A 21,968-nucleotide genomic window follows, 5' to 3' on the forward strand; every position below is an offset into this window, starting at 1 on the left:
GTGTGCGGCGGCGGGGCAAGGGGCGCAAGGTAGGGATTTCGTAGGGTGCGGCTCACAGCGCACCGTCGGCTGGTGCGCTGTAACTCTCCCTACTCCTTTGACGACCAGTCCCAGGCAATGACGCGCGCTTGTTCCGCGCGGAGCGCAGTCCAACCGTTGTATTTTTCAAGAGCTGCAGCGGTTGGTTTGATCGTACCATCCGCCAGCGTTTCCTTCGAGACGACGACCGTAGCAATATCGGGCAGGCCGCGCAGTTTGCAGATCTCTCGCACCAGATCGAGCGGCCCACCAAGCAGTCGATGCTGGCCATCTCGCCCAATCAGCGTCGCCAGTTGTCCATAGGTGACGAAGACCTGATCCGTGGTCTGTCGAAGTCGAGCGTAGGCGGCAATAATGCTTTCTGCGTGCTCTTCGTTCGACGGCATCGGACAATCTCCAACAAACAAAAAAGGCGCCCATTGGGCGCCTTTAGTTACTGGTCCAGGAAACTCCGCAGCTTCCTTGACCGGCTCGGATGCTTCAGCTTCCGCAGCGCTTTCGCCTCGATCTGGCGGATACGTTCCCGCGTCACGCTGAACTGCTGGCCGACCTCTTCCAGCGTGTGGTCGGTGTTCATCCCGATCCCGAAGCGCATCCGCAAAACCCGCTCCTCACGCGGCGTCAGGGACGCCAGGACACGGGTCGTGGTTTCCTTCAGATTCTCCTGAATCGCGGAGTCCAGCGGCAGGATCGCGTTCTTGTCCTCGATGAAGTCGCCAAGCTGGCTGTCTTCCTCGTCCCCGATGGGCGTTTCCAGCGAGATCGGCTCCTTGGCGATCTTCATCACCTTGCGGACCTTCTCCAGGGGCATCTGGAGTTTCTCGGCCAGTTCCTCGGGCGTGGGCTCGCGGCCGATCTCGTGCAGCATCTGGCGGCCGGTGCGGACGAGCTTGTTGATCGTCTCGATCATGTGGACCGGGATGCGGATCGTGCGGGCCTGGTCGGCGATGGAGCGGGTGATCGCCTGGCGGATCCACCAGGTCGCGTAGGTCGAGAACTTGTAGCCCCGGCGGTATTCGAACTTGTCGACGGCCTTCATCAGGCCGATGTTGCCTTCCTGAATGAGATCAAGGAATTGCAGGCCCCGGTTGGTGTATTTCTTGGCGATGGAAATCACGAGACGCAGGTTCGCCTCGACCATTTCCTTCTTGGCCTGACGCGCCTCTTTCTCGCCCTTCTGGACCTGGTTCACGATCCGGCGGAATTCGGAGATGTCGACGCCGACATACTGGCCGACCTGGGCCATCTCGGCACGCAGCTCCTCGACCTTGTCGCGGCTGCGTTCGATCAGCGCCTGCCAGCCGCGGCCGGCCTTCTGGCCCATCCGTTCCAGCCAGGACGGGTCGAGCTCGTATCCCTGGTATTCCTGGATGAATTCCTGCCGGTTGATCCGCGCGGCATCGGCCAGCTTCACCATACCCGAGTTGATCGACATGATCCGCTTGTTGATGCCGTAGAGCTGGTCGATCAGTGCCTCGATCCGGCTGTTGTTCAGGTGCAGCTCGTTCACCAGAAGCACGATTTCCGATCGCAGCTTCTGATAGGCCGCCTCGTCCGAGGTGGAGAAGCGCTGCGACGACGACAGGGTCGCGTTCATCCGCAGCTCCTGCATCTCGGCCAGCTTGTCGTAGTCCCGAGCGATCAGGTCCAGCGTTTCCAGCACGCGCGGCTTCAGCGCGGCCTCCATCGCGGCCAGCGACATGTTCGAGGCTTCGTCATCCTCGTCCTCGTCCATCTCGCGCATGATCGGGTTGCCGTCGGCGTCCAGTTCGGGTTCCGCGCTGGAGGTGCGGCGCGGGGCGGCTTCGCCGACGCCCACCTCGTCGAGGGCCGGGCCGTCGAGTTCACCTTCCTCGCCGTCAAGGCTGCGGCCGAAGGTGGCTTCAAGGTCGATCACGTCGCGCAGGAGGATCTCTTCGTTCAGAAGTTCGTCGCGCCAGATGATGATGGCCTGGAAGGTCAGCGGGCTTTCGCAGAGCCCCGCGATCATCGTGTTGCGGCCGGCCTCGATCCGCTTGGCGATGGCAATCTCGCCCTCGCGGCTCAGAAGCTCGACCGACCCCATCTCGCGCAGGTACATGCGGACAGGGTCGTCGGTGCGGTCCAGCGTCTCGGTCGTGGTGCCCGCCACCGCGATCTCGCGGCTGGTGGAGGTTTCGACCAGTTCGCCCGCGGGCTGTTCGCCTTCTTCGACCTCTTCATCCTCGATGATGTTGATGCCCATCTCGGACAGCATCGACATCACGTCCTCGATCTGTTCCGAGGACACCTGTTCCGGCGGAAGCACCGTGTTCAGCTGGTCATAGGTGATGTACCCACGCTCACGCGCGTCGGCGATCATCTTCTTGACCGCCGCCTGGCTCATGTCGAGCGAGACGTCCGCGTCGTCGGTTTCCGGCTTGGCGTCGTCGGTGTCCTTGAGGGCCATGAGTGCTCCTTGGCGCGAATCGGGGCGAGGCTTGGTCGAATCAATAACGCGAATCAGGCCGGGGGAAAGGCCGAATCAGCGGTTTTTCTTGACCCAGACCTGGCTATCGATCAGGGATTGCAGATGTCTTGACAGGGCGGCGCGGTCTTCGCCGAGGTCCGAACTGTCGCTTGTCCCGCTTTTTTCCGAGCGGTGGCGGGCTTCGGCGGCCTGGGAAAGCCGCCATGTCAGGCCTTCGTCGGGCAGGCCGTCCATATCCTCCATCGCATCTTCGATCTCGCGGCGCGCACCCCGGCGGGCTTCCAGTTTCGCCAATTCCTCGGCCAGGCAGAGCGCGGCAAGCTCGTCGTCCTGAAGGTTGCGGACCGGGGGGGCGATGGCGACATGGGGACGCGAGAGGAGCGCGTCAAGGGCGGCGGGGGCGGACTGGGCGATCTTTGCGTGCAGGTCGGGCATGTCGGCGCCCGACAGGATCATCTGGCGCAGGGTGTCGTGGTCCTCTCCCGTCAGGTCCAGGCGTTCCAGAGCGGATTCAAAGCGATGGATGAGGGCGGGGTGCAGGATCAGGGTTGCCAGGATCACCGCTTCGCGGAGCGTCTCCTCTACCGGGCCTTGTGCCTGGGCGAGAAGCGAGGAGCGCGTTGTGGCCAGCGCGCCGCCCGGGGGGGCGTACTTGCCGCGGCCGGGGCGGAAAGGGCCAGGCTGGAAGGGGCGGGCCTGGGTGGTGCCGAAAAGCTCCAGCCGCAGGCGCTTCATCTCCTCGCCGTAATGCGCCTTGATGGATGGGTCGGTGATCCGGGCCAGGTGGGCGCGCAGCACCTTGTCCAGCGCGGCCCGGCGTTCGGGGCTGTCGAAGACGCGGCCCTCGGTCTCGCGCTGCCAGAGGAGCTGGACCATCGGCTTCGCCTGGTCGAGCACGGCCTGCATCGCGGGCGCCCCTTGCGCCTTGATCAGGTCGTCGGGGTCCATGCCGCCGGGAAGGATCGCGATGCGCAGGGCCTTGCCCGCTTCCAGCAGCGGGAGCGCCAGGTCGATGACCCGGTGCGCCGCTGCGATCCCTGCCTTGTCGCCGTCGAGCGCCATGATCGGCTCGTCCGCGATCCGCCAGATCATGCGGAGCTGCTCTTCGGTGACGGCAGTGCCGAGGGGCGCGATGGCGGCAGTGAATCCGGCCTCGGAGAGCGCGATCACGTCCATGTAGCCTTCGGCGACGATCAGGGGTTTGCCCTTGCCCGCGGCCTCGCGCGCGGGGGCGTGGTTGAAGAGGTTGCGGCCCTTGTCGAACAGCTCGGTTTCGGGGCCGTTCAGGTATTTGGCCTGGGCATTCGGGTCGAGGGAGCGGCCGCCGAGCGAGATGGGGCGGCCGCGGGTGTCCTTGATCGGGAAGATGATCCGGGCGCGGAAGCGGTCGTAGAGCGAGCCGTCGTCCCCCTTGGCGATCAGGCCCGAGGCGAACATCAGATCCGGCGAGACGCCCTTCGCTGCCAGGGCGTCCTTCAACGCATGGCGTGAGGCGGGGGCCCAGCCGATGTCCCAGCGGTCCCAGGCGGCCTCGGTCAGGCGGCGTTTCTGCGCCAGGTAGGTCCGCGCCTCGGCTCCGGCGGCGGTCTTCAGCTGCAGGCGGTAGAACTTGATCGCCTCGTCCATCACCTGCTGGAGCTGCGTTCGGCGGTCCGCCCGTTCGGCGGCCTTGGGATCGCGCGCGGGCATCGTCATCCCGGCCTCGCGGGCAAGGATTTCCACGGCCTCCATGAAGCCGGTATTCTCCGACTCCTTCACGAAGCTGACGGCATCGCCCTTCGCGTGGCAGCCGAAGCAGTAGTAGTACCCCTTGCGGTCGTCGACGTGGAAGCTGGCGGATTTTTCCTGGTGGAACGGGCAGGGCGCCCAGAAATCGCCCTTGGCCATGTTCGACTTGCGCATGTCCCAGGTGACCTTCCTGCCCACGATGGAGGACAGGGTGACCCGGGTGCGCAGCTCGTCGAGGAATCCGTTCGGCAAGGACATGCGCCCGCTTATACCAGATCGCGCGCCCTGTGCAGCCCCCGGGGGCCAGCCCCCCAGCCAGCCGGTTTCTCGAACCGGTGGCGAAACCTGCTGGCTACCCGGGATATTTGTGGACGAAGAATGAAGCGGTCAGAGCCCCAGTCGGTCCCGCATCGCGTACCAGGTCATCGCGGTGACGAGGAGCGGCCAGCGAAGAAGCGCGCCGCCGGGGAAGCGGTATTGCGGGAGAGAGGCCATCAGGTCGAAGCGCTCCATCTGGCCGGCGGTGGCTTCGGCCATGAGTTTCCCGGCGAGCGTGGCCATTGCGACCCCGTGGCCGGAGTAGCCGGAGGCGGAGAGGACGTTCTGGCCGGGACGCGTGAAGCAGGGCATCCGGTTCACGGTGATCGCCAGTGTGCCGCCCCAGGCGTAGTCGATCCGGGTCCTGGCGAGCTGCGGGTAGACCTGCAGCATCGGCTTGGAGACGGTCTTGATGATGTCGGGGAAGCGGTAGCCGTAGGATTCGCCGCCGCCGAAGAGGAGGCGGTTGTCTTCGCTGAGGCGCCAGTAGTTCACGACGAAACGGGTGTCGGCCACGGCGACGGGTTCGGAGAGGAGGTCGCGGGCGCGTTCACCCAAAGGTTCAGTTGCGACGATGAAGTTGTTGATCGGCATGACCTTTGCCGAAACCTTGGGGGACAGCTGGCCGAGATAGCCGTTCCCCGCGAGGATCACCGTGGCGCAATCGACATGCCCTGACGGCGTGCGGACCACGGGGCGCGCGCCCGGCTCGACCCGGTGGACTTCGCTGAGTTCGTGGATGCGCACGCCCGACTTCGCCGCGGCCTGCGCCAGGCCGATGGCGTAGTTCAGCGGGTGCAGGTGGCCCGCATCGCGGTCGATTTCTCCGCCGACATATTCGGTCGATCCAATCAGGCGGCGGATGCCGGTTCTGTCCAGGGATTCAAGGTGCTCGTAGCCGTAGTCGCGGCGCAGCTTTTCGGCGTAAGCGTGGGTGTCGCGGACCTCGGCTTCGGTGCGGCAGGCATGGGCGATGCCAGGGTGGAAGGACACGGGCATGGCATGGTCACGCACCAGCGTCTTGACCAGGGTCTTGGCTTCCTCGGCCAGGTCCCAAAGGCGGTGGGCGTTCTCGCGGCCCACGGTCTTCTCGACCCAGACCTGGTCTTGCCGCTGGCCCGACCCGACCTGCCCACCGTTTCGGCCAGAGGCGCCGAAGCCCACGCGATGCGCTTCCAGCAGCACCACGTCATAGCCCCGCTGTCGCAGATGCAGGGCCGCGGACAGGCCGGTGTAGCCGCCGCCTACGACGCAGACATCGGCCATCTGGGCACCTTTCAGGACCGGAAAACGATCCAGGGGTGCCGCGGTCGCGGCATAATAGCTGGCGGGGTATTCGCCCCGCCGGTCGTTCACATGCAGAAGGTTCATCAGACGTTGAGGAGCAGATGCTCCCTCTCCCACGGGCTGATGACTTGCAGGAACTCCTTGTATTCGTTCCGCTTCACGCTGTCGTAGACCTTCACGAATTCGGTCCCGACCACCTCTTGCAGGGCGGTGTCCTCTTCCAGAAGGTCCAGCGCGTCGCCCAGGTTGACCGGGATGTCCTCGCTGTCGATATAGGCGGACCCCGTGAACTCGGGCCGCGCCTGCACCTTGTTCATCAGGCCCAGGTAGCCGCAGGCCAGCGTCGCGGCGATGCCGAGGTAGGGGTTGCAGTCCATGCCGGGCAGGCGGTTCTCCACCCGTCGCGCGGCCGGACCCGAGATCGGGATGCGCAGCCCCGTGGTCCGGTTGTCGCGGCCCCATTCCAGATTGATCGGGGCGGCGAAGTCCGGGACATAGCGGCGGTAGCTGTTCACATAGGGCGCAAACAGGGCGACGGCCCCGGAGAGGTGCTTCTGCAGGCCGCCGATGAAGTGCATGAAGGCGTCCGTCTCCACGCCCTTGGGACCCGCGAAGATGTTCTTGCCGGTCTTGGTGTCCACGACCGAGGTGTGGATGTGCATCGCCGACCCAGGCTCGCCCGCGATGGGCTTGGCCATGAAGGTGGCGAAGCAGTCGTGGCGGAGCGCCGCCTCGCGGATCAGGCGCTTGAAGAAGAAGACGTCGTCGGCCAGCCGGACCGGGTCACCGTGGGCGAGGTTCAGCTCAATCTGCCCCGCGCCGCCTTCCTGGAGGATGCCGTCGATTTCAAGGCCTTGGGCCTCGGCATAGTCGTAGATGTCGTCGATGACCTTGCCGTACTCGTCGACGGCGGACATGGAATAGGCCTGCTTGCCCGCCGCCCGGCGGCCAGAGCGTCCCATGGGCGGGATCACCGGCATGTTGGGGTCGACGTTGCGGGCGGTCAGGAAGAACTCCATCTCGGGCGCGACGACGGGCCGCCAGCCTTGTGCGGCGTAAAGGTCGACAATCCGGCGGAGGACGTTGCGGGGGCTGAAGGGGACGAGGTTGCCCTGCTGGTCCTTGGCGTCGTGGATCACCTGCAGCGTCACGTCCGCCGTCCAGGGCGCCGCGGTCGCAGTGGACCAGTCGGGCTCCAGGATCATGTCGGGTTCGGTGAAGGCGTCGAAGGGATTGTCGGCCCATTCGCCGGTGATGGTCTGCAGGAAGATCGAGTTCGGCAGGAAATAGTTGGTCTGCTTGGCGAATTTCGCGGCGGGCATCGCCTTGCCGCGCGCCACCCCGGCGATGTCGCCGATGATGCATTCCACTTCGTCTACCCGGCGGTTGCCGATGTAGTCACGCGCTGCCTCGGGCAGCTGGTCGGTCCACTTGGACATAGGTCACACGTTGTTGGGGGGTGGCCCCCGCGGCCGAACGGGTCAGGCGCGGAGCTTCTCGGCCCCAGTTTTCTTCGCTTGGTGGGTCAGGAAGAACTCCGCGATCCGGTCGGCCATCGACGGGCTGTCGAGGGGCGTGTCGAGCCTTTGGGTGGCATCAGCAAGAAGCGCGTCGGGGACCAGACCCGGCCCCCTGTGCTGGATCAGCCCTGCCATGAACTCCTTGCGGAATTCGGGGTGGGGCTGGACGGTGAACATGCGGTCGTCGTAAAGGAGCGCCGCATTCTCGCACATGGCGGTCGAGGCGAGGACCTTGGCCATCTCGGGCTTCTTGACCACCTGGTCCTGGTGCCAGGCGTTCAAGGTGTAGGTCCGGTCGCCGAAGTCGTATTCTGTGGGCCCGACGGTCCAGCCGCCCGCGAATTTCTCGACCTTGCCGCCCATCGCCTGGGCGATGATCTGGTGGCCGAAGCAGATGCCGACCACGGGCACATGCTCGGCGTAGGCGCGGCGGATGAAATCTTCCAGCGGCGGGATCCAGGGGTGGGGTTCATAGGCACCGAAGCGCGAGCCGGTGATGAGCCAGCCATCACACTCATGCACCGAGGCCGGGAAGTCGTTGCGCAGGACCGCCCAGCGGCGGAAGGTCAGGCCCTTGCCCGCCAGCAGGGTCTCGAAGAAATCCGGGTAATCGCCCTGGTCGCGCAGCGCGTCGGGGCTTTCGCCGGTCTGGAGGATGCCGATCTGCATCGTGTGTCCTTCGGTTTTCTTCAAGGTGGGTGCGGCGGGGGTGTTTGGTCAAGGGGGCTCGTCGTGCGCCTTCGGCTTCTCCTCGCGAGGCGAGGAGGGCCGAAGGCCTACGAGGAGCGGTCAGACGGTGTCGAGGTAAAGCTCCACCCGCTCTTCCGGGGTCAGTTCGGCCAGGTAGTGGAGTTCCTGCCGCTTGGTCTGCACCAGGTTCCGCACCAGTTCCTTGGGCAGGAAGCGGTAGAGCACGTCCGAATTCTCGAACGCGTCGATCGCGGCTTCCCAGCTGGCGGGGATCTGCGGCAGGTCCATCGCATAGGCGTTGCCGGTGACGGGGGCAGGCGGCTCCATCTCGTCCTCACGTCGCCCCCCGCCACGCGATGCTCGATCCGGCGGGCCGAGGGGTTGCCCGCCGGAATGCGGATCGCCGCGGTCCGGTTCTCATACCCCCAGGAGATTGCCGTGGGGGCATGCTTGTCGGGGACGAGGCGTTCGTAGCTGTTGTAGTGCGGGGCAAAAAGCAAGGTGGAGTCATGCATCGCCGCCAGGCAGCCCGCGACCGCGTGGCGCAGCTGCGCGGTGCCCTTGGGGCCGCCGGAGTCGAAGATATTCTCTCCCTTGCTGTCCAGCACCGAGAAATGCGTGTGCAGACCCGAGCCGGAGTATTCGGCATAGGGCTTGGCCATGAAGCTGGCAGCAAAGCCGTGGCGGCGGGCAAGGCCCTTGACCAGCATCTTGAAAAGCCAGGCATCGTCGGCGGCCCGCAGGGGATCGTCGCAATGCATCAGGTTCACCTCGAACTGACCGAGGCCGGTTTCCGACGTGGTGGTGTCGGCCGGGATGTCCATCGCTTCACAGGCGTCGTAGAGGTCGGTGAAGAAGGTGTCGAAGGCGTCCAAGGCGCGGATCGACAGGGTCTCGGCCGCCTTGCGGCGCTTGCCGGAGCGCGGCGAGGCCGGGACCTGCATCGTCTTGCCCGAGTCGTCGATCAGGAAGAACTCCAGCTCCATCGCGCAGACCGGCGTCAGGCCCTTGGCCTTGTAGCGTTGCACGACCGCGTTCAGCGCGTGGCGGGGGTCGCCCTCGTACGGCGCGCCATTTTCACGGAACATCCAGATCGGCAGGAGTGCGGTCGGTGCCTCCAGCCAGGGCATCGGCATGAAGCCGCGTTCGGTGGGTTTCAACACGCCATCCGCGTCGCCCTGTTCGAAGACCAGCGGGCTGTCGTCGATATCCTCGCCCCAGATGTCGAGGTTCAGGACCGAGAAGGGGAACCGTGTCCCGTCCTTCACGACCTTTTCCGCAAAGCGGGCGGGAACGCGCTTGCCCCGCGCCTGTCCGTTCAAATCCGCGGCGGCCACGCGAATGGTCCGCACGTCGGGGTGCTTTCTAAGCCAATCCTTCATCGTCATGTTCAAACAGGAAGGGCACGATCCCCGCGCCCGGGGCACAAGGGTGCCCGCCTGATGCGCAAGGTTTGGACCATGCCCTTGGTCCTTCCCCTTGTTTCGATCTCCTCCCCCGCGGGCCTTCTTTTCGGCGTTTCCGCAAGGTCCGGGCGGGTGCCCGGATAATTTGATCAAAAGTAGCTTACTATCGGATGAGCTGCGGACGCAAGCGGATTTTGGCTCGGATGTTTGACGGCAGGTGGCGGTTCAGGTGCCGGTTGACCCGTCCGTAGAAGAAAGTGACGGCCAGAGTCAGCAGGATGAAATAGAAGGCGACGATGGGATAGGGCACGAAAGGGTTGAAGGTCTTGTCCGCGAAGTAGTTCGCGTAATAAAGCGCGTCGCCCTTCTGCTGGAAGGCGGGGAAGCCCGAGAAGAAGACCAGCGTCGTCGCGTGGAAGAGGAAGATCGCCTCGTTCGTGTAGGCGGGCCAGCCAAGCCGCAGCATGGTCGGCCATTCGATGCGGATGAACTTCTTCCAGCCGGTCAGGCCGTAAGCCTCGGCGGCCTCGAGGTCGCCCTTCGGGATCGACTTCAGCGCGCCGTGGAAGATCTCGGCCGAATAGGCGGCGGTGTTCAGGAACAGGACCAGAAGCGCGCCCGCCCAAGCGCGGGTGGTCCAGGCGGTGTTGAGATGGATGCCCAGGATGTCGACGCCGCCCTTGGGCAGAAGGACGAGCGCCTCGTAGGCCAGGAAGAACTGGATGAACAAGGGCGAGCCACGGAAGACGAAGACATACCACTCGGCGGGCTTGCGGATCAGCGGATTGCGGGCGTTCTTCGCGAGCGCGATGGCATTGGCCAGGAAGAACCCGGCGGTCAGAGCGAGGACCCCGAAGTAGATGTTCCACAGCATCCCCGAGCCGATCAGGGTGAACTGCTGGCACAGCGTGAAGTCCGACCGCGGCAAAAGGTTCTCGCCGATACCGATCGAGCGAAGGCCATAGGCCTGAATGGTTTCCCAGCAGGTCATGCCGCAGCCTTTCGCAGCGCTTCGCCGCCCGCAGTGGCTTGGCCGTGGCTCAGGCGGCGGGTGATGCGGGCGATGCCGATCTCGGAGATGCGGGTGAAGACGAGGTAAAAGACCATGAGCCCCAGGAAGTACCACAGCCGCCAGTCGCCATGCGGGTATTCGTAGGCCTGGGTCTTGGAGCCACCCAGTTCCCGCGCGTAGTAGACGATGTCCTTTACGCCGAGGAGGAACAGAAGCGGCGTGGCCTTGATGAGGATCATCCATAGGTTCCCGAGGCCGGGCAGCGCATAGACCCACATCTGCGGGATCAGGATGCGGCGAAAAACCTGGCGGCGGCTCATCCCGTAGGCCTCGGCCGTTTCAAGCTGGGCGCGAGGGACGGCATTCATCGCGCCGTAGATGACGTTGGCGACGAAGGCGCCGAAGACGATGGCGAAGGTGACGACGGCCAGCATGAAGCCATAGGCCTGGTGCCAGAAGGGCGAGGATTTGGCCAGCGGGACCTTGGCCTCGGGGCAGACGCGGAATTCCAGGCCCTGCCAGGGCCATTCGTGGCTGGGGCAGACGACAAGGCTTTTCGAATATTCGATGGCCTGGTCCAGCGCGATGACGAAGAAGAGGAAGAAGATGATGTCGGGCACGCCCCGCACCATCCAGATGTAGACCTTGCCGATCCAGCTGACCGGCGGAATGTGCGAGCGGGCGGCGGTGGCGCCCAGGAATCCCATCCCCAGCGCCGCAGGCGCGGTGATCGCGAGAAGAAGAAGGACGGTCAGGAACGACCAGTAGAAGTCCAGATGCTTGGCCGAAGTGAGATAGCAGGCGGCCCAGGTCAGGCCCTCGATGGCTTTCGGATCGGCGCAGGCTTCGAACATTCGCGGGTCCCGTGGTGGAAGGGGCGGGCCCGAAGGCCCGCCCGGTCAGGCTTAGCAGCCTTCCTTGCCGGCGTCGCCCCAGGTCTTGGCCTCGGGTCCGAAGTATTCCGGCTTGGTGATCATCGCGTCGAGCGTGCCGTCGCATTTCATCGACTTGATCGCCGCGTCGAACTTCTCGCGCAGCGCGTCGTCGCTGTCGCGGAAGCCCAGGCCCACGCCGCCACCGATCGACTCTTCGCGCGCGAGCAGCACCATCTCGCCGTTCGACTCGGCCGCCATCGGCACCAGGTAGTCCTTGTCGGCCAGCACCGCGACCGCCTCGCCGTTCTTCACGGCAGCGACGGTTTCCTCGGGCGTGGCGTATTCGACGAGCTGCATCCCGTTCTCGGCGATGAAGGACGCCTGGATCGTGCCGGTCTGCGCGGCCACCGGGCCCGACATCAGGTCGGTGTCGGCCGACAGAGCAAGGTAGGCCGAGGAAGCCGGCGGCAGGTAGCCCTGGCTGAAGTCGATGACTTCCTCACGCTCGTCGGTGATGCTCATCCCGGCGATGATGACGTCGTAGTTGCCCGACTGCAGGTTCGGGATGATCGAGTCCCACTCGTTGGTGGTCCATTCGCAGGTCAGGCCCGCGCGCTTGCAAAGCTCATCGCCGAACTCGCGCTCGAAGCCCGCGACTTCACCGGCGTCATTGATGAAGTTGTAGGGAGGGTAGGCACCCTCGGTCCCCAGGCGGACGATGTCCTGCGCCCAGGCCGTCCCCGAAACGGTCACCAGCGCGGTTGCGATCAGAAGTTTCCTCATTCTGTAGTCTCCCTTAACGTCGGATGGGTTTATGGTTCATTCGAACCAGCGTGCTTCCAGGCTTGCAAGCGTTCCGTCGCGACGCATCGCGTCCAAGGCGCCATTCAGCGTGTCCAGAAGGTCGGTGTTGCCCTTGCAGACGGCCATGCCCACGCCGTCGTCAGGGATCATTTCGGAATAGAGGTAGTCCATGCCCTTCGCCGCGACGAAGCTGCGGATGTCGGACCGGGTCTGGAACGGCCCGAGCGCCAGGTCCACCTCGCCCTTCGCCAGCGCCTCCAGAACCTGCGGTTCCGTGGGGTAGGCGGTGAAGCGATAGCCCATCCGTCGCAGATGCGCCTCGTGCACCGTGCCGGACTGGACGCCCACCAGCGCCGCGGAGGGGGAAGGCGCGCCGGGCAGGCCGATGTACCATTCCTCGGGGTCGGTGCCGTGGTAGGACTGGGTGAAATCCACCAGCGCGCGGCGTTCATCGGTCACCGCCATGCCGCCCAGCACCACGTCGAAACGGCCCGACATGACGCCCGGGATCAGTTGGTCGAAGTTCGCCAGTTCCCATTCGCAGCGGAAGGCCGAGCGGGTGCAGACCTCGTCCATCAGGTCCTTCTCGAAGCCGGTGATCGTACCGGCGGCGTCGACATAGGTGTATTCCGGAAAGGGCGCATCGGTGCCGATGGTGATCGGCTCGGACGAGGCCAGGACCAGCCCGGTCACGGCCGCCGCGATTGCGCCCGTGCAGGACATCAGGCCGCCGTCGCCGACAGGAACCCGCGCAGACGTTCGCTGCGGGGATTGCCGAACAGGCTTTCCGGCGGGCCCTGCTCCTCGATCTTGCCCTTGTGCAGGAAGATCACATGGTCGGAACAGTCGGCGGCAAGCTTCATGTCATGGGTGACGAGAAGCATCGTCCGCCCCTCGTCGGCCAGCGCCTTGATGACGCGGACGACCTCCTGTTCCAGCTCGGGGTCCAGGGCCGAGGTCGGCTCGTCGAACAGAAGCGCGCGGGGTTCCATGCAGAGCGCCCGCGCAATGGCCGCCCGCTGCTGCTGCCCGCCCGAGAGCTGCGCGGGCCAGGCGTCGGCCTTGTCGCCGATCCCGACCTTGGCCAGATACTGGCGCGCCTTGGCCTCGACCTCCTTCGGGTCGCGCTTCAGGACGGTGACCGGGGCCTCCATCACGTTCTGCAGGATCGTCAGGTGGGACCAAAGGTTGAACTGCTGGAAAACCATCGAGAGGTTGGTGCGGATGCGCGTGACCTGGTCGCGGTCGGCCGGGTGGCGGTTGTGCCCCTCACCCTTCCAGCGCACGGCCTCGCCCTCGAAGCGGATCTCGCCCTGCTGGCTTTCCTCCAGCAGGTTGCAGCAGCGCAGAAGGGTGGATTTCCCCGACCCCGAGGATCCGATCAGCGACACCACATGCCCGCGCGGGGCCACCAGGTCGACGCCCTTCAGCACTTCCAGCGGACCATAGCTCTTGTGCAGGTCGCGGATCTCGATGACCGGAGTATCGGTGGCAGCGTCGGGCATGGGGTCCAGCTCTGGAAGCGGTTTGGTCAGGCAGTAGGAAGCAGATTGTGCATCATTGCAACGGCGATTTGGGCGCTTGCAAGGGCTGTCGCCGGTGATTTGATCAGATCAGCGCGGCAAACTGCTCGGGTGGGGGCGGATTGGGCACCGCGAGGTAATCCGCGACCGGGAGGCGGACGAAACCCCGCAGCCGCAGCGCGGCCCGGTCAGCGGGTGGCAAGGCCGCGATGGCTTCACCGACCGCATCGAAGATCGGCGCGGGGTCGCGACCAGGGGCGGTGATGTAGGGCAGGCCGGGGGTCGGGTCGGTCAGGGCGATGACCCGCAGGCGCGCGGCCACGGGGTCGAGGCCCTGCATCAACTCGAAGGTCACCGCGTCCAGCGCGGCGATGTCGGCACGGCCCTCGGCGACGGCCTTGGCCGAAAGGCGGTGTCCGCCGGTCCGCAGCACCGGGGGCAGGCGGAGCCCAAGCCTCGCCGCATGGGTCTGCGGCGCAGCCCAGCCGGACTGCGACAGGGGCTCGTTGTAGGCGAAGCGCGCGCCATCGAAGTCGGCCAGCGTCTGGCGTGGGTCGTCGGCGCGGACGACGAAGACCGACCGATAGTAGCCGGGCGCGCATCCCTCCACGCCATAGTCCGGCGTGCCGACGTAGGTCACCTTGCCGTGCAGCCGCGCCCGGAACGGATAGCCGCAGGTTTGCGACAGCACGAGGTCTGGGGACTGCCAGGCGTCCCAATAGGCGTGTTCGCCCCGGGTCAGCCTCTCAGGCGCCTCAAAGCCCCGACCGCGCAGTCCACTGCGGATCAGCGCCCAAAGCCGGTCATTCGCGGCCTGGGCGGCCCCGAAATCGTACATCCCAAGGCTTGCGATCATTCCCGCTCGGCCTTCTGTCGCGCCAGCGCCGATTCCACGTCCGTCAGTCCAAGAAGGTTCGCGACCAGCCGCATCAGCCGGTCCTCATGCGCCTCGCGCATCCCGTCGGCCAGCGCGACGGACCAGAGCGCCGTCATCAACTCGGTCCGGTCCTCCAGCGCTACCGCATCCTTCAAGGCGCGGGTGAAGCGCACCGTATCGGGCGCCTCCCGCTCCAGTTCCTCGGCCTCGGACCGCAGCTTCGCGGCGGCGAAGGGGTCCAACCCGTGGCGGTGAGCAAGCACCCGGTCGATCCGCTCCACCTCCTCGGCCGAGTAGAGACCGTCGGTCTTGGCGACGCGGACAAGCAGGGTGGCCAGCGCCAGCTCGGCATCCGGCTCGGGCAGGCGGGCAGGTTCGGGGGCCATCAGACGGCGAAGAAGATCGATCATCCGGTAAACCTAGGGCTTCTGGCCGGCCTTGGAAAGCCGCGCAAACCGGGTTGTGAGCGTCTTGAGCTCTTCGTCCAGGCCATAGGGCGGGTTCACGATGAAGAGGCCCGACCCCTCCATCCGGTGCCCTTCGCGGACCGGCGGGAAGCGGACTTCGTGGCGCAGGCCGTCGGGGAAAGTGGCTTCCAGCGCCTTCAGCATGGGGCCGTGCGCCCCGCCTTTCAGGATTGGATACCAGAGGATGAGAAGACCCACGTTCCACTTGCGGTGGATGTTGGCCATGTGCTTCGGGATCGCCTCGTAATCGGCCTTCACCTCGTAGGAGGGGTCGATCAGCATCAGCCCGCGGCGGGGGGTCGGCGGTGTGATGGCCAGCGCCAGCTCGAACCCGTCCCGCTTGTGGACATGCGCGCCCCAGTCCTTTGCAGCCGTCTGGAGATGCGCGAATTCCTGCGGATGCAGCTCGGCGAGGTGGAGGCTGTCCCCCTCGCGCAGCCCAAGCGCCGCGATCAGGGGCGATCCGGGATAGGCCCGCGCGCCATAGGCCGAGCGCGCCTCTTCCAGCCGCTGCCGGTAGGGGTGTTCGGGCGGAAAGAGCGCCTCGGCCAGCGCAATCCCTGCAGCCGCTTCGCCGGTCTTGACCGCCTCGTCGGCCCCCAGGTCATAGACCCCGCGCCCCGCATGGGTCTCGATATAGGTAAGTGGCTTGTCCTTCCGCGTGAGGTAGTCCAGCACCCAGGCGAGCACGGCGTGCTTCTGCACATCGGCCAGGTTTCCGGCATGGTAGAGGTGTTGGTAGGACAGCATGGCCCTGCCTAACCGCCCCACGGCTGTCCTGCAACCGGGTTGAACCGGCGGCGTTGTGGGCGTAGGACCGGCGAAACGGAACGGGAGCCCCGCATGGAAATCTTCACCTACGAAGGGTTCATCGCCCTGTTGCAAGTCATCGGCATCGACCTTGTGCTGGCCGGGGACAACGCCATCGTGATCGGCCTGGCGGCAGCGGGCCTGCCGAAAGAGCAGCGGGCCAAGGCGATCCTCGTGGGGATCGGGGCGGCCACCGTGATGCGGATCGGCTTCGCGCTGATCACGACGCAGCTGCTCGAGATCGTGGGCCTCCTGTTGGCCGGGGGCATCCTGCTGCTGTGGGTCTGCTGGAAGATGTGGCAGGAGCTTCGTGCCGGGGCGCATCAGCACGACGTCGAGGCGGTCGAGGCGCTGGCGAACCAGGACATCGACAAGGACGGTGCGGTGGCCGACGACGCGCCACGGAAGACCTTCGCGCAGGCGGCGACGCAGATCGTGGTGGCGGACGTGTCGATGAGCCTCGACAACGTGCTGGCCGTGGCAGGTGCGGCGAAGGACCATCCGACGGTCCTGATCATCGGGCTTGCGCTTTCCATCGCGATGATGGGCCTTGCGGCGAGCTATATTGCGAACCTTCTGAACAAGTACCGCTGGATCGCCTATATCGGCCTTCTGATCATCCTCTACGTCGCGCTGAAGATGATGTGGGAAGGCTGGCACGAGGTCGAGCCGGTGCTTCTGAGCTGGCTGGGCTGACCACGCGGGACAGCCCTGGTGGCCTTCGGGAAATCAAGGGCTTGGCCGGGCGCGTTTACGTGGGCTTAACCAAGGGCCGGGGCCGCAAGCGCCCTGGCCCTTTCCGTTCCGGGGTGGGGAGGACCTGCCTTGGCGCCCCGTTCCACCGCGGCCAGAATGCGCAGGACAAAGGGAGGTCCCCATGCTCCGTCCGTTCCTTGCCCTTACCGTGGTGCTGCACCCAAGCCTCGTCCTTGCCTGCGGCCCGACGCCCCCGGCCTTCGACGGCGATCCGGCGACCGGCGTCTCGGTATCCGTGGGCCGGATCACCGACCGAAGCTGGGAGCCGCTGCTGATCGACGGTGTTGCAGTGCCTGCCGGCGCGGGCCTGTCGCTGACGGTCGACTTCGAGGGGCAGGTCGAAGGCACCACCGGCTGCAACCGCTTCACCGGCACGGCGGACCTCGATGCCGGATGGATGCAGCTTGGTCCGCTGGCGGTCACCGAAATGGCCTGCCTGGAGCCGGAGCGGATGAAGCGCGAAGCCGCCTGGCTGAAGGCGCTGGGTGAGGTGCGGGGGTTCGTCGTCTCGCCCGAGGGTCTATGGCTGACGCGCGAGGACGGGTCGGTGGCGGTGTGTCTGGGGTGAGCGGAGAGTCGGGGCACGCCCCGACCTACGCTAACCAACTCTTCACCATGATCTTGGAAGCTTGTGCCTGTCAGGTTGACCGGGCATAGCGGATAAGGTATATAGCGAAGATGAGATGGGCCGTTGAAACGCATTCCGCCGTGGATGCGGAGATTGCGGCACTGCCGACCGGGTTGCGGGCCAAACTGCTCCGTCTGTTGCGAGTGGTGGAAGAAGTCGGGCTTGAGCGGATGCATGAACCGCACGCAAAGCACCTGGAAGGCAAGTTGTGGGAATTGCGTGTGTCGGCAGCGGAAGGCATCGCACGCGGACTGTATGTCACGATGAACGGACGCAAGGTAATGGTGCTGCACGTCTTCGAAAAGAAGACCCAGAAGACACCCAGACGCGCAATCGAACTGGCCTTTGAGCGGATGACGAGGATGGAATGATGACCAAGCTTGCCGATCTGATCGCGGAAAACATGAAGGACCCGGAGTTCGCCAAGGCCTATGCCGAGGCCGACGCCGAATATGCGGTGATCGAAGCGATGATCCGCGCGCGCGCCGAGGCGGGCCTGACGCAGGAGGCTTTGGCCGAGCGGATGGGGACGACCCAGTCGGCGGTCGCTCGGCTGGAGGGCGGGCGGGTATCGCCGACGGTCGAGACGCTGAGGCGTTACGCGAAGGCGGTGGGGAAGCGGTTGAAGGTGGAGATGGTGTGAGGGGGGGCGGTCTGAAGCCCGACCTACGCGAAATGGAGGCGCAAAGTCTTCAAAGGCCGAATGAGTGTGCGAGAATACCTCTGACGCTCGCTATCGTCCAGACGGCTCATCAAAGAAATATAAGCGACGGTCTGAATCACTATGTAAATTGTGGTTTATAAATACATACTTTTCTGGTCTAACATGCTGCGAATAAATCCGGAATGGTATCTCTGGAAAAGATATCTCTGCTATAACTGACAATATGTCCTTGTTGTAACATTCTTTAAGTGCCTTTGTTTTCGTTGATGGAAAACTATCTTTGAACTTTTCGTTGTACTCTGGCCTGAAGTGTCGAATAAGTGAGGCTTCAAAAAGTGTAACGCGATCCCGTTCTGTTGCAACATTACTATTCTGAAGTCCAATTCCAATCCTTGCCTCATTCTGCGTGGTATCTGCCGCCCTTGGATTGATGAGCGTAATTGATGAATGGTGACGAGGAAGGCTCAATAGAAGAACTGCAAGCGTGTGTCCTGCCTTGTTCTCCAGAATGGATATCTTCTGCAAAGTTTCATGTTTCAGCAAACGGTCAATAGCATCTCGATCACCTTCATCACCGAAGGATTGCCCCACATATAGTACTTCAAAGTCAAAGCACTTATGCTTAGTCGTCAGTTCAGAGTGGAGTTCCTGATCGCTTGGAATCGCTAGAATGTGACCGGCTCGATTCCTAATATACTTCCTCCCTTGAATCCACTCAATATGTGCGTCTAACGGACATGGAAACGCCAGAAACCTCTCGCGTCCAGCCACCAAGAGCCTCGTAGTGAAGTATCCCTTGGCCATGGAGACATCAATGCGTTCAACTACTGGAAGTCGACCAATCAGGTACACATGAAACGAATCCGAGCATGATCGCGCGAGGTCCCTTGCAGTTGCACTATATAAATCGTTCGCGCCTAAAACGTAGAAGCTCTCAGCATACAAAAGGACCGAGTTTTCAACTCCGTATCGCTGGTCTTCGCCAAACTCAACCATTGGGGTTTCTCACACCAACCGCGCCCCTTCCACCGCCGCCCGCACAAAATCCGCGAAGAGCGGATGCGGGGCGAAGGGTTTGGACTTCAGCTCGGGGTGGAACTGGACGCCGATGAACCAGGGGTGGTCCTTGACCTCGACGATCTCGGGCAGTTTGCCGTCGGGGCTCATGCCGGAGAAGATCAGGCCGCATTTTTCGAGGTCGTCGCGGTACTGGATGTCGACCTCGTAGCGGTGGCGGTGGCGTTCTTCGATCACATTGGTGCCGTAGATGCGGGCGACAGCGCTGCCGTCCTTGAGGTTCGCGGTATAGGCGCCAAGGCGCATGGTGCCGCCCTTGGCGTCGGTGGCCTTGCGGCGGACGGTGTGGTTGCCCTGGACCCATTCCTTCAGGTGATAAACCACGGGGGTAAAACGCTTTTCGCCCGCTTCGTGATCGAATTCCTCGGAGCCTGCGTTCTTGACGCCCACAAGGTTCCGCGCGGCCTCGATCACGGCCATCTGCATGCCGAGGCAGATGCCAAGATAGGGGATCTTCTTTTCGCGGGCGTAGGTGGCGGCCTTGATCTTGCCTTCGGTGCCGCGTTCGCCAAAGCCCCCGGGGACGAGGATGGCGTGGAAGCGTTCGAGGTACGGGGCGGGGTCTTCGCGCTCAAAAATCTCGGCGTCGATCCATTCGGCGCGGACCTTGGTGCGGTTCGCCATGCCGCCGTGGGTCAGGGCCTCGGCGATGGATTTGTAGGCGTCTTCCAGCTGGGTGTACTTGCCGACGATGGCGATGCGGACCTCACCCTCGGGGTGGGTCATGCGGTCCATCACGTCTTCCCAGCGGGCGAGGTTGGGCTTCGGGGCAGGCGTGATGCCGAAGGCGTCGAGGACGGCCTGGTCGAGGCCCGCCTGGTGGTAGGCCAGCGGGGCCTGGTAGATGGTCTTCAGGTCGTAGGCCGGGATCACGGCCTCTTTGCGGACGTTGCAGAAGAGCGCGATCTTTTCGCGTTCGCGGTCCGGGATCGGGTGTTCCGACCGGCAGACGAGCACGTCGGGCGCGAGGCCGATGCTTTGCAGTTCCTTGACGGAGTGCTGGGTGGGCTTGGTTTTCAGCTCTCCACTGGCCGCGAGGTACGGGAGCAGCGTCAGGTGCATCAGGATCGACTGGCCGCGCGGGCGTTCGTGGATGAACTGGCGGATCGCTTCGAAGAACGGCAGGCCCTCGATGTCGCCGACGGTGCCGCCGATCTCGCACAGCATGAAGTCGACCTCGTCGTCGCCGATCTTCAGGAAGTCCTTGATCTCGTTGGTGACGTGGGGAATGACCTGGATGGTCTTGCCGAGGTAGTCGCCGCGGCGTTCCTTCTCCAGCACGTTGGAATAGATGCGGCCGGACGAGATGGAATCGGTGGTCCGCGCATGGACGCCGGTGAAGCGTTCGTAGTGGCCAAGGTCGAGGTCGGTCTCGGCCCCGTCGTCGGTCACGAAGACCTCGCCATGCTCGAAGGGCGACATCGTGCCGGGGTCGACGTTCAGGTAGGGGTCAAGCTTGCGGAGCCGGACAGTGTAGCCGCGGGCCTGGAGAAGCGCGCCCAAGGCGGCGGAGGCAAGGCCCTTGCCAAGCGAGGAGACGACGCCGCCGGTGATGAAGATGTATCGCGCCAAGGCGGTCTCCCGTGTTTTTCAACGCGATTCGGGTGGGGTGGAATCGCGGCACCACGGGAGTCGAGGTATAGCGACTCCCGCAAGGGTTAGCAACGCCCGACCCGCTAGATCATGCGGGCTTGGCCGTGGGGCGGGGCAAGCAGTTGTGGATCAGTCGTTGGTGGCAGGCGCCGGTTCGTCCGCGCGGGGCGGGGTCGCGGGCGCGTCGGTCGCGGTGCCGGGCAGCGTCAGGTCGGTGCCGGCCAAGCCGCCGCCCGTCGCGGGCAGGTCGGTCGCGGGGGTATCGGTGCCCTCGGTCGCGGCGCTGTCGACCACAGAGCCACCGTCGCCGCCATTGGTGGCCAGGATGGTGAGGGTGATCGAGGTGATGATGAAGGCCGTCGCGAAAAGCCAGGTCAGCTTGGTCAGGGCGGTCGCCGCGCCGCGCGCCGACATGGTCCCGCCGCCACCGCCGCCGATGCCGAGCCCGCCGCCCTCGGAGCGCTGCAGGAGCACCACGCCGATGAGGAGAAGCGCGAGGATCAGGTGGATGGTGAGGATGACGTTTTCCATGAGGCTTCCTGAACGCTGACGCGCCTATCTAGGCGGAAGGGGGCAAAGGCGCAAGTGTCCCCCGATGCCTCAGCCGCCATGCACCGCCGAAAGCTTGTTGCCATCCGGGTCGCGGACATAGGCGGCGAAGAAGGAGGGGCCATAGGGTCGGAGGCCGGGCTCGCCTTCGTCGGTGCCGCCGTGGGCCAGGGCGGCCGCGTGGAAGGCCCTGACCGCCTCGGGCGAGGGGGCGGGGAAGGCGGGCATGGAGCCGTTGCCGACCGTCGCGGGCTTGCCGTCGAACGGAAGGGTGATCCAAAGCCGCGCGCGGCGGTCGTCGGGGTGGCCGTAGCCGACCTCGGTCTCTTTCGTCGCGCGGCGGACAAGGCCCAGGGGGGCGAGAACGGCGTCGTAGAAGCGGGTGGCGCGGGCCAGGTCGTTGGTGCCAAGCGTGAGGTAGAGGAAGGTCTCAGCCATCGACCTCGTCCGTGGTCTGCTGGCCCGAAAGCCGCTGGCGGAGGATCGACCAGCTCATCCCCACGCCGAGGATCAGCGACAGGACGATGAGCGCAAGCCAGGTGTTCAGCGCCGAGTTGTCGAGGCCGATCAGGCCCCAGTCGGTCAGCACCCAAAGCCCGGCGGCGAAGATCGCTGCGATGATGATGGCCCCAAGGATCCCGATCGAGCGCATGGTGGCGACAAGGTAGACCATCGCGGCCACGCCCAGGATCAGGCCGGTGAAGACGATGAGCGGGGTCTCCTCGCCCCAGGCAGCGCGGGCCCAGGTGACATAGTTCCACGAGGTCGGGTTGAAGATCGCTGCCAGAAGCAGGAAGGCGCCAAGCCAGCGCAGAAGGAAGCCCATGATGCCGGTTCCCATGTGATGTCCGCTGCAAGGGGTGACAAAGGAATGGGCGCTTGTCCAGCCTGCAGGC

Annotated in this window: 23 protein-coding genes and 1 pseudogene; 4 read left to right on the plus strand and 20 right to left on the minus strand. The window is 64.8% G+C overall.

Going from position 1 to position 21,968, the window contains the following annotated elements:
* Nucleotides 1–89 precede the first annotated feature (89 nt).
* The 15 genes and pseudogenes from ACE3Q6_RS02390 to rlmJ form a co-directional block, all read right to left on the minus strand.
* Nucleotides 90–425, minus strand: coding sequence for a hypothetical protein (locus tag ACE3Q6_RS02390; protein WP_374427800.1), 336 nt, complete (start codon nt 423–425; stop codon nt 90–92).
* 47 nt (nt 426–472) lie between these two features.
* A complete protein-coding gene (gene rpoD, locus ACE3Q6_RS02395; protein ID WP_374427803.1) occupies nt 473–2,467 on the minus strand; it encodes an RNA polymerase sigma factor RpoD in 1,995 nt (664 codons plus the stop codon).
* A 75-nt stretch (nt 2,468–2,542) separates the two neighbouring features.
* Nucleotides 2,543–4,474 (minus strand): DNA primase, encoded by a 1,932-nt coding sequence (gene dnaG, locus ACE3Q6_RS02400; protein ID WP_374427806.1) that lies wholly within the window; start codon nt 4,472–4,474, stop codon nt 2,543–2,545.
* A gap of 129 nt (nt 4,475–4,603) precedes the next feature.
* Entirely contained in the window at nt 4,604–5,905 is a 1,302-nt protein-coding gene (locus ACE3Q6_RS02405; RefSeq protein WP_374427809.1) for an NAD(P)/FAD-dependent oxidoreductase, read from the minus strand.
* Nucleotides 5,905–7,260, minus strand: coding sequence for a glutamine synthetase family protein (locus ACE3Q6_RS02410; protein WP_374427815.1), 1,356 nt, complete (start codon nt 7,258–7,260; stop codon nt 5,905–5,907). The genes ACE3Q6_RS02405 and ACE3Q6_RS02410 overlap by 1 nt, the downstream gene beginning before the upstream one ends.
* 42 nt (nt 7,261–7,302) lie before the next feature.
* Nucleotides 7,303–8,010 (minus strand): type 1 glutamine amidotransferase, encoded by a 708-nt coding sequence (locus ACE3Q6_RS02415; RefSeq protein WP_374428831.1) that lies wholly within the window; start codon nt 8,008–8,010, stop codon nt 7,303–7,305.
* 120 nt (nt 8,011–8,130) lie between these two features.
* Nucleotides 8,131–9,413: pseudogene (locus ACE3Q6_RS02420) on the minus strand (glutamine synthetase family protein).
* A 187-nt stretch (nt 9,414–9,600) separates the two neighbouring features.
* Nucleotides 9,601–10,428 (minus strand): ABC transporter permease, encoded by an 828-nt coding sequence (locus tag ACE3Q6_RS02425; protein ID WP_374427821.1) that lies wholly within the window; start codon nt 10,426–10,428, stop codon nt 9,601–9,603.
* Nucleotides 10,425–11,303, minus strand: coding sequence for an ABC transporter permease (locus ACE3Q6_RS02430; RefSeq protein ID WP_374427828.1), 879 nt, complete (start codon nt 11,301–11,303; stop codon nt 10,425–10,427). Before ACE3Q6_RS02430 ends, ACE3Q6_RS02425 begins: the two co-directional genes overlap by 4 nt.
* 51 nt (nt 11,304–11,354) lie before the next feature.
* Nucleotides 11,355–12,107, minus strand: a complete 753-nt coding sequence (locus tag ACE3Q6_RS02435; RefSeq protein WP_374427835.1) for a transporter substrate-binding domain-containing protein — start codon at nt 12,105–12,107, stop codon at nt 11,355–11,357.
* 36 nt (nt 12,108–12,143) lie between these two features.
* The gene (locus ACE3Q6_RS02440) at nt 12,144–12,851 is read right to left on the minus strand and encodes a substrate-binding periplasmic protein (RefSeq protein WP_374427842.1); all 708 of its coding nucleotides are present in this window, start codon (nt 12,849–12,851) and stop codon (nt 12,144–12,146) included.
* Nucleotides 12,851–13,633 carry an ABC transporter ATP-binding protein gene (locus ACE3Q6_RS02445; RefSeq protein ID WP_374427850.1) on the minus strand — a complete coding sequence of 261 codons (783 nt, stop codon included), beginning with the start codon at nt 13,631–13,633 and terminating at the stop codon, nt 12,851–12,853. Before ACE3Q6_RS02445 ends, ACE3Q6_RS02440 begins: the two co-directional genes overlap by 1 nt.
* 103 nt (nt 13,634–13,736) lie before the next feature.
* A complete protein-coding gene (locus tag ACE3Q6_RS02450; protein WP_374427857.1) occupies nt 13,737–14,507 on the minus strand; it encodes a phosphate/phosphite/phosphonate ABC transporter substrate-binding protein in 771 nt (256 codons plus the stop codon).
* Nucleotides 14,504–14,938, minus strand: coding sequence for a TerB family tellurite resistance protein (locus tag ACE3Q6_RS02455; protein ID WP_374427866.1), 435 nt, complete (start codon nt 14,936–14,938; stop codon nt 14,504–14,506). Before ACE3Q6_RS02455 ends, ACE3Q6_RS02450 begins: the two co-directional genes overlap by 4 nt.
* A 9-nt stretch (nt 14,939–14,947) precedes the next feature.
* Nucleotides 14,948–15,745: a 23S rRNA (adenine(2030)-N(6))-methyltransferase RlmJ gene (gene rlmJ / locus ACE3Q6_RS02460; protein WP_374427871.1), complete on the minus strand. Its 798-nt coding sequence runs from the start codon at nt 15,743–15,745 to the stop codon at nt 14,948–14,950.
* 93 nt (nt 15,746–15,838) lie between these two features.
* Here rlmJ and ACE3Q6_RS02465 point away from each other — a divergent pair, with 93 nt between their 5' ends.
* The 4 genes from ACE3Q6_RS02465 (at nt 15,839) to ACE3Q6_RS02480 (ending at nt 17,832) form a co-directional block, all read left to right on the plus strand.
* On the plus strand, nt 15,839–16,501 hold the full coding sequence (locus ACE3Q6_RS02465; protein WP_374427874.1) for a TerC family protein: 663 nt from the start codon (nt 15,839–15,841) through the stop codon (nt 16,499–16,501).
* Nucleotides 16,502–16,682: 181 nt separating this feature from the next.
* A complete protein-coding gene (locus ACE3Q6_RS02470) occupies nt 16,683–17,129 on the plus strand; it encodes an META domain-containing protein (RefSeq protein WP_374427877.1) in 447 nt (148 codons plus the stop codon).
* 110 nt (nt 17,130–17,239) lie between these two features.
* A complete protein-coding gene (locus tag ACE3Q6_RS02475) occupies nt 17,240–17,560 on the plus strand; it encodes a type II toxin-antitoxin system RelE/ParE family toxin (protein WP_374427885.1) in 321 nt (106 codons plus the stop codon).
* Nucleotides 17,560–17,832, plus strand: a complete 273-nt coding sequence (locus ACE3Q6_RS02480; protein ID WP_374427892.1) for a helix-turn-helix domain-containing protein — start codon at nt 17,560–17,562, stop codon at nt 17,830–17,832. The genes ACE3Q6_RS02475 and ACE3Q6_RS02480 overlap by 1 nt, the downstream gene beginning before the upstream one ends.
* A gap of 90 nt (nt 17,833–17,922) precedes the next feature.
* On the opposite strand, the gene ACE3Q6_RS02485 is transcribed toward ACE3Q6_RS02480, so the two are convergent.
* The 5 genes from ACE3Q6_RS02485 to ACE3Q6_RS02505 all read right to left on the minus strand — a co-directional run bounded on the left by ACE3Q6_RS02485 (nt 17,923) and on the right by ACE3Q6_RS02505 (nt 21,913).
* On the minus strand, nt 17,923–18,657 hold the full coding sequence (locus ACE3Q6_RS02485; protein WP_374427899.1) for a hypothetical protein: 735 nt from the start codon (nt 18,655–18,657) through the stop codon (nt 17,923–17,925).
* A 201-nt stretch (nt 18,658–18,858) separates the two neighbouring features.
* Nucleotides 18,859–20,502 carry a CTP synthase gene (locus tag ACE3Q6_RS02490; protein ID WP_374427906.1) on the minus strand — a complete coding sequence of 548 codons (1,644 nt, stop codon included), beginning with the start codon at nt 20,500–20,502 and terminating at the stop codon, nt 18,859–18,861.
* A 150-nt stretch (nt 20,503–20,652) separates the two neighbouring features.
* Nucleotides 20,653–21,054 (minus strand): preprotein translocase subunit SecG, encoded by a 402-nt coding sequence (gene secG / locus ACE3Q6_RS02495; RefSeq protein ID WP_374427916.1) that lies wholly within the window; start codon nt 21,052–21,054, stop codon nt 20,653–20,655.
* 69 nt (nt 21,055–21,123) lie between these two features.
* Entirely contained in the window at nt 21,124–21,510 is a 387-nt protein-coding gene (locus tag ACE3Q6_RS02500) for a VOC family protein (RefSeq protein ID WP_374427925.1), read from the minus strand.
* Nucleotides 21,503–21,913, minus strand: coding sequence for a DUF6524 family protein (locus ACE3Q6_RS02505; protein ID WP_374427934.1), 411 nt, complete (start codon nt 21,911–21,913; stop codon nt 21,503–21,505). Before ACE3Q6_RS02505 ends, ACE3Q6_RS02500 begins: the two co-directional genes overlap by 8 nt.
* Nucleotides 21,914–21,968: the final 55 nt, after the last annotated feature.

It is taken from the genome of Tabrizicola sp. (assembly GCF_041913445.1).
GTDB lineage: Bacteria > Pseudomonadota > Alphaproteobacteria > Rhodobacterales > Rhodobacteraceae > Tabrizicola.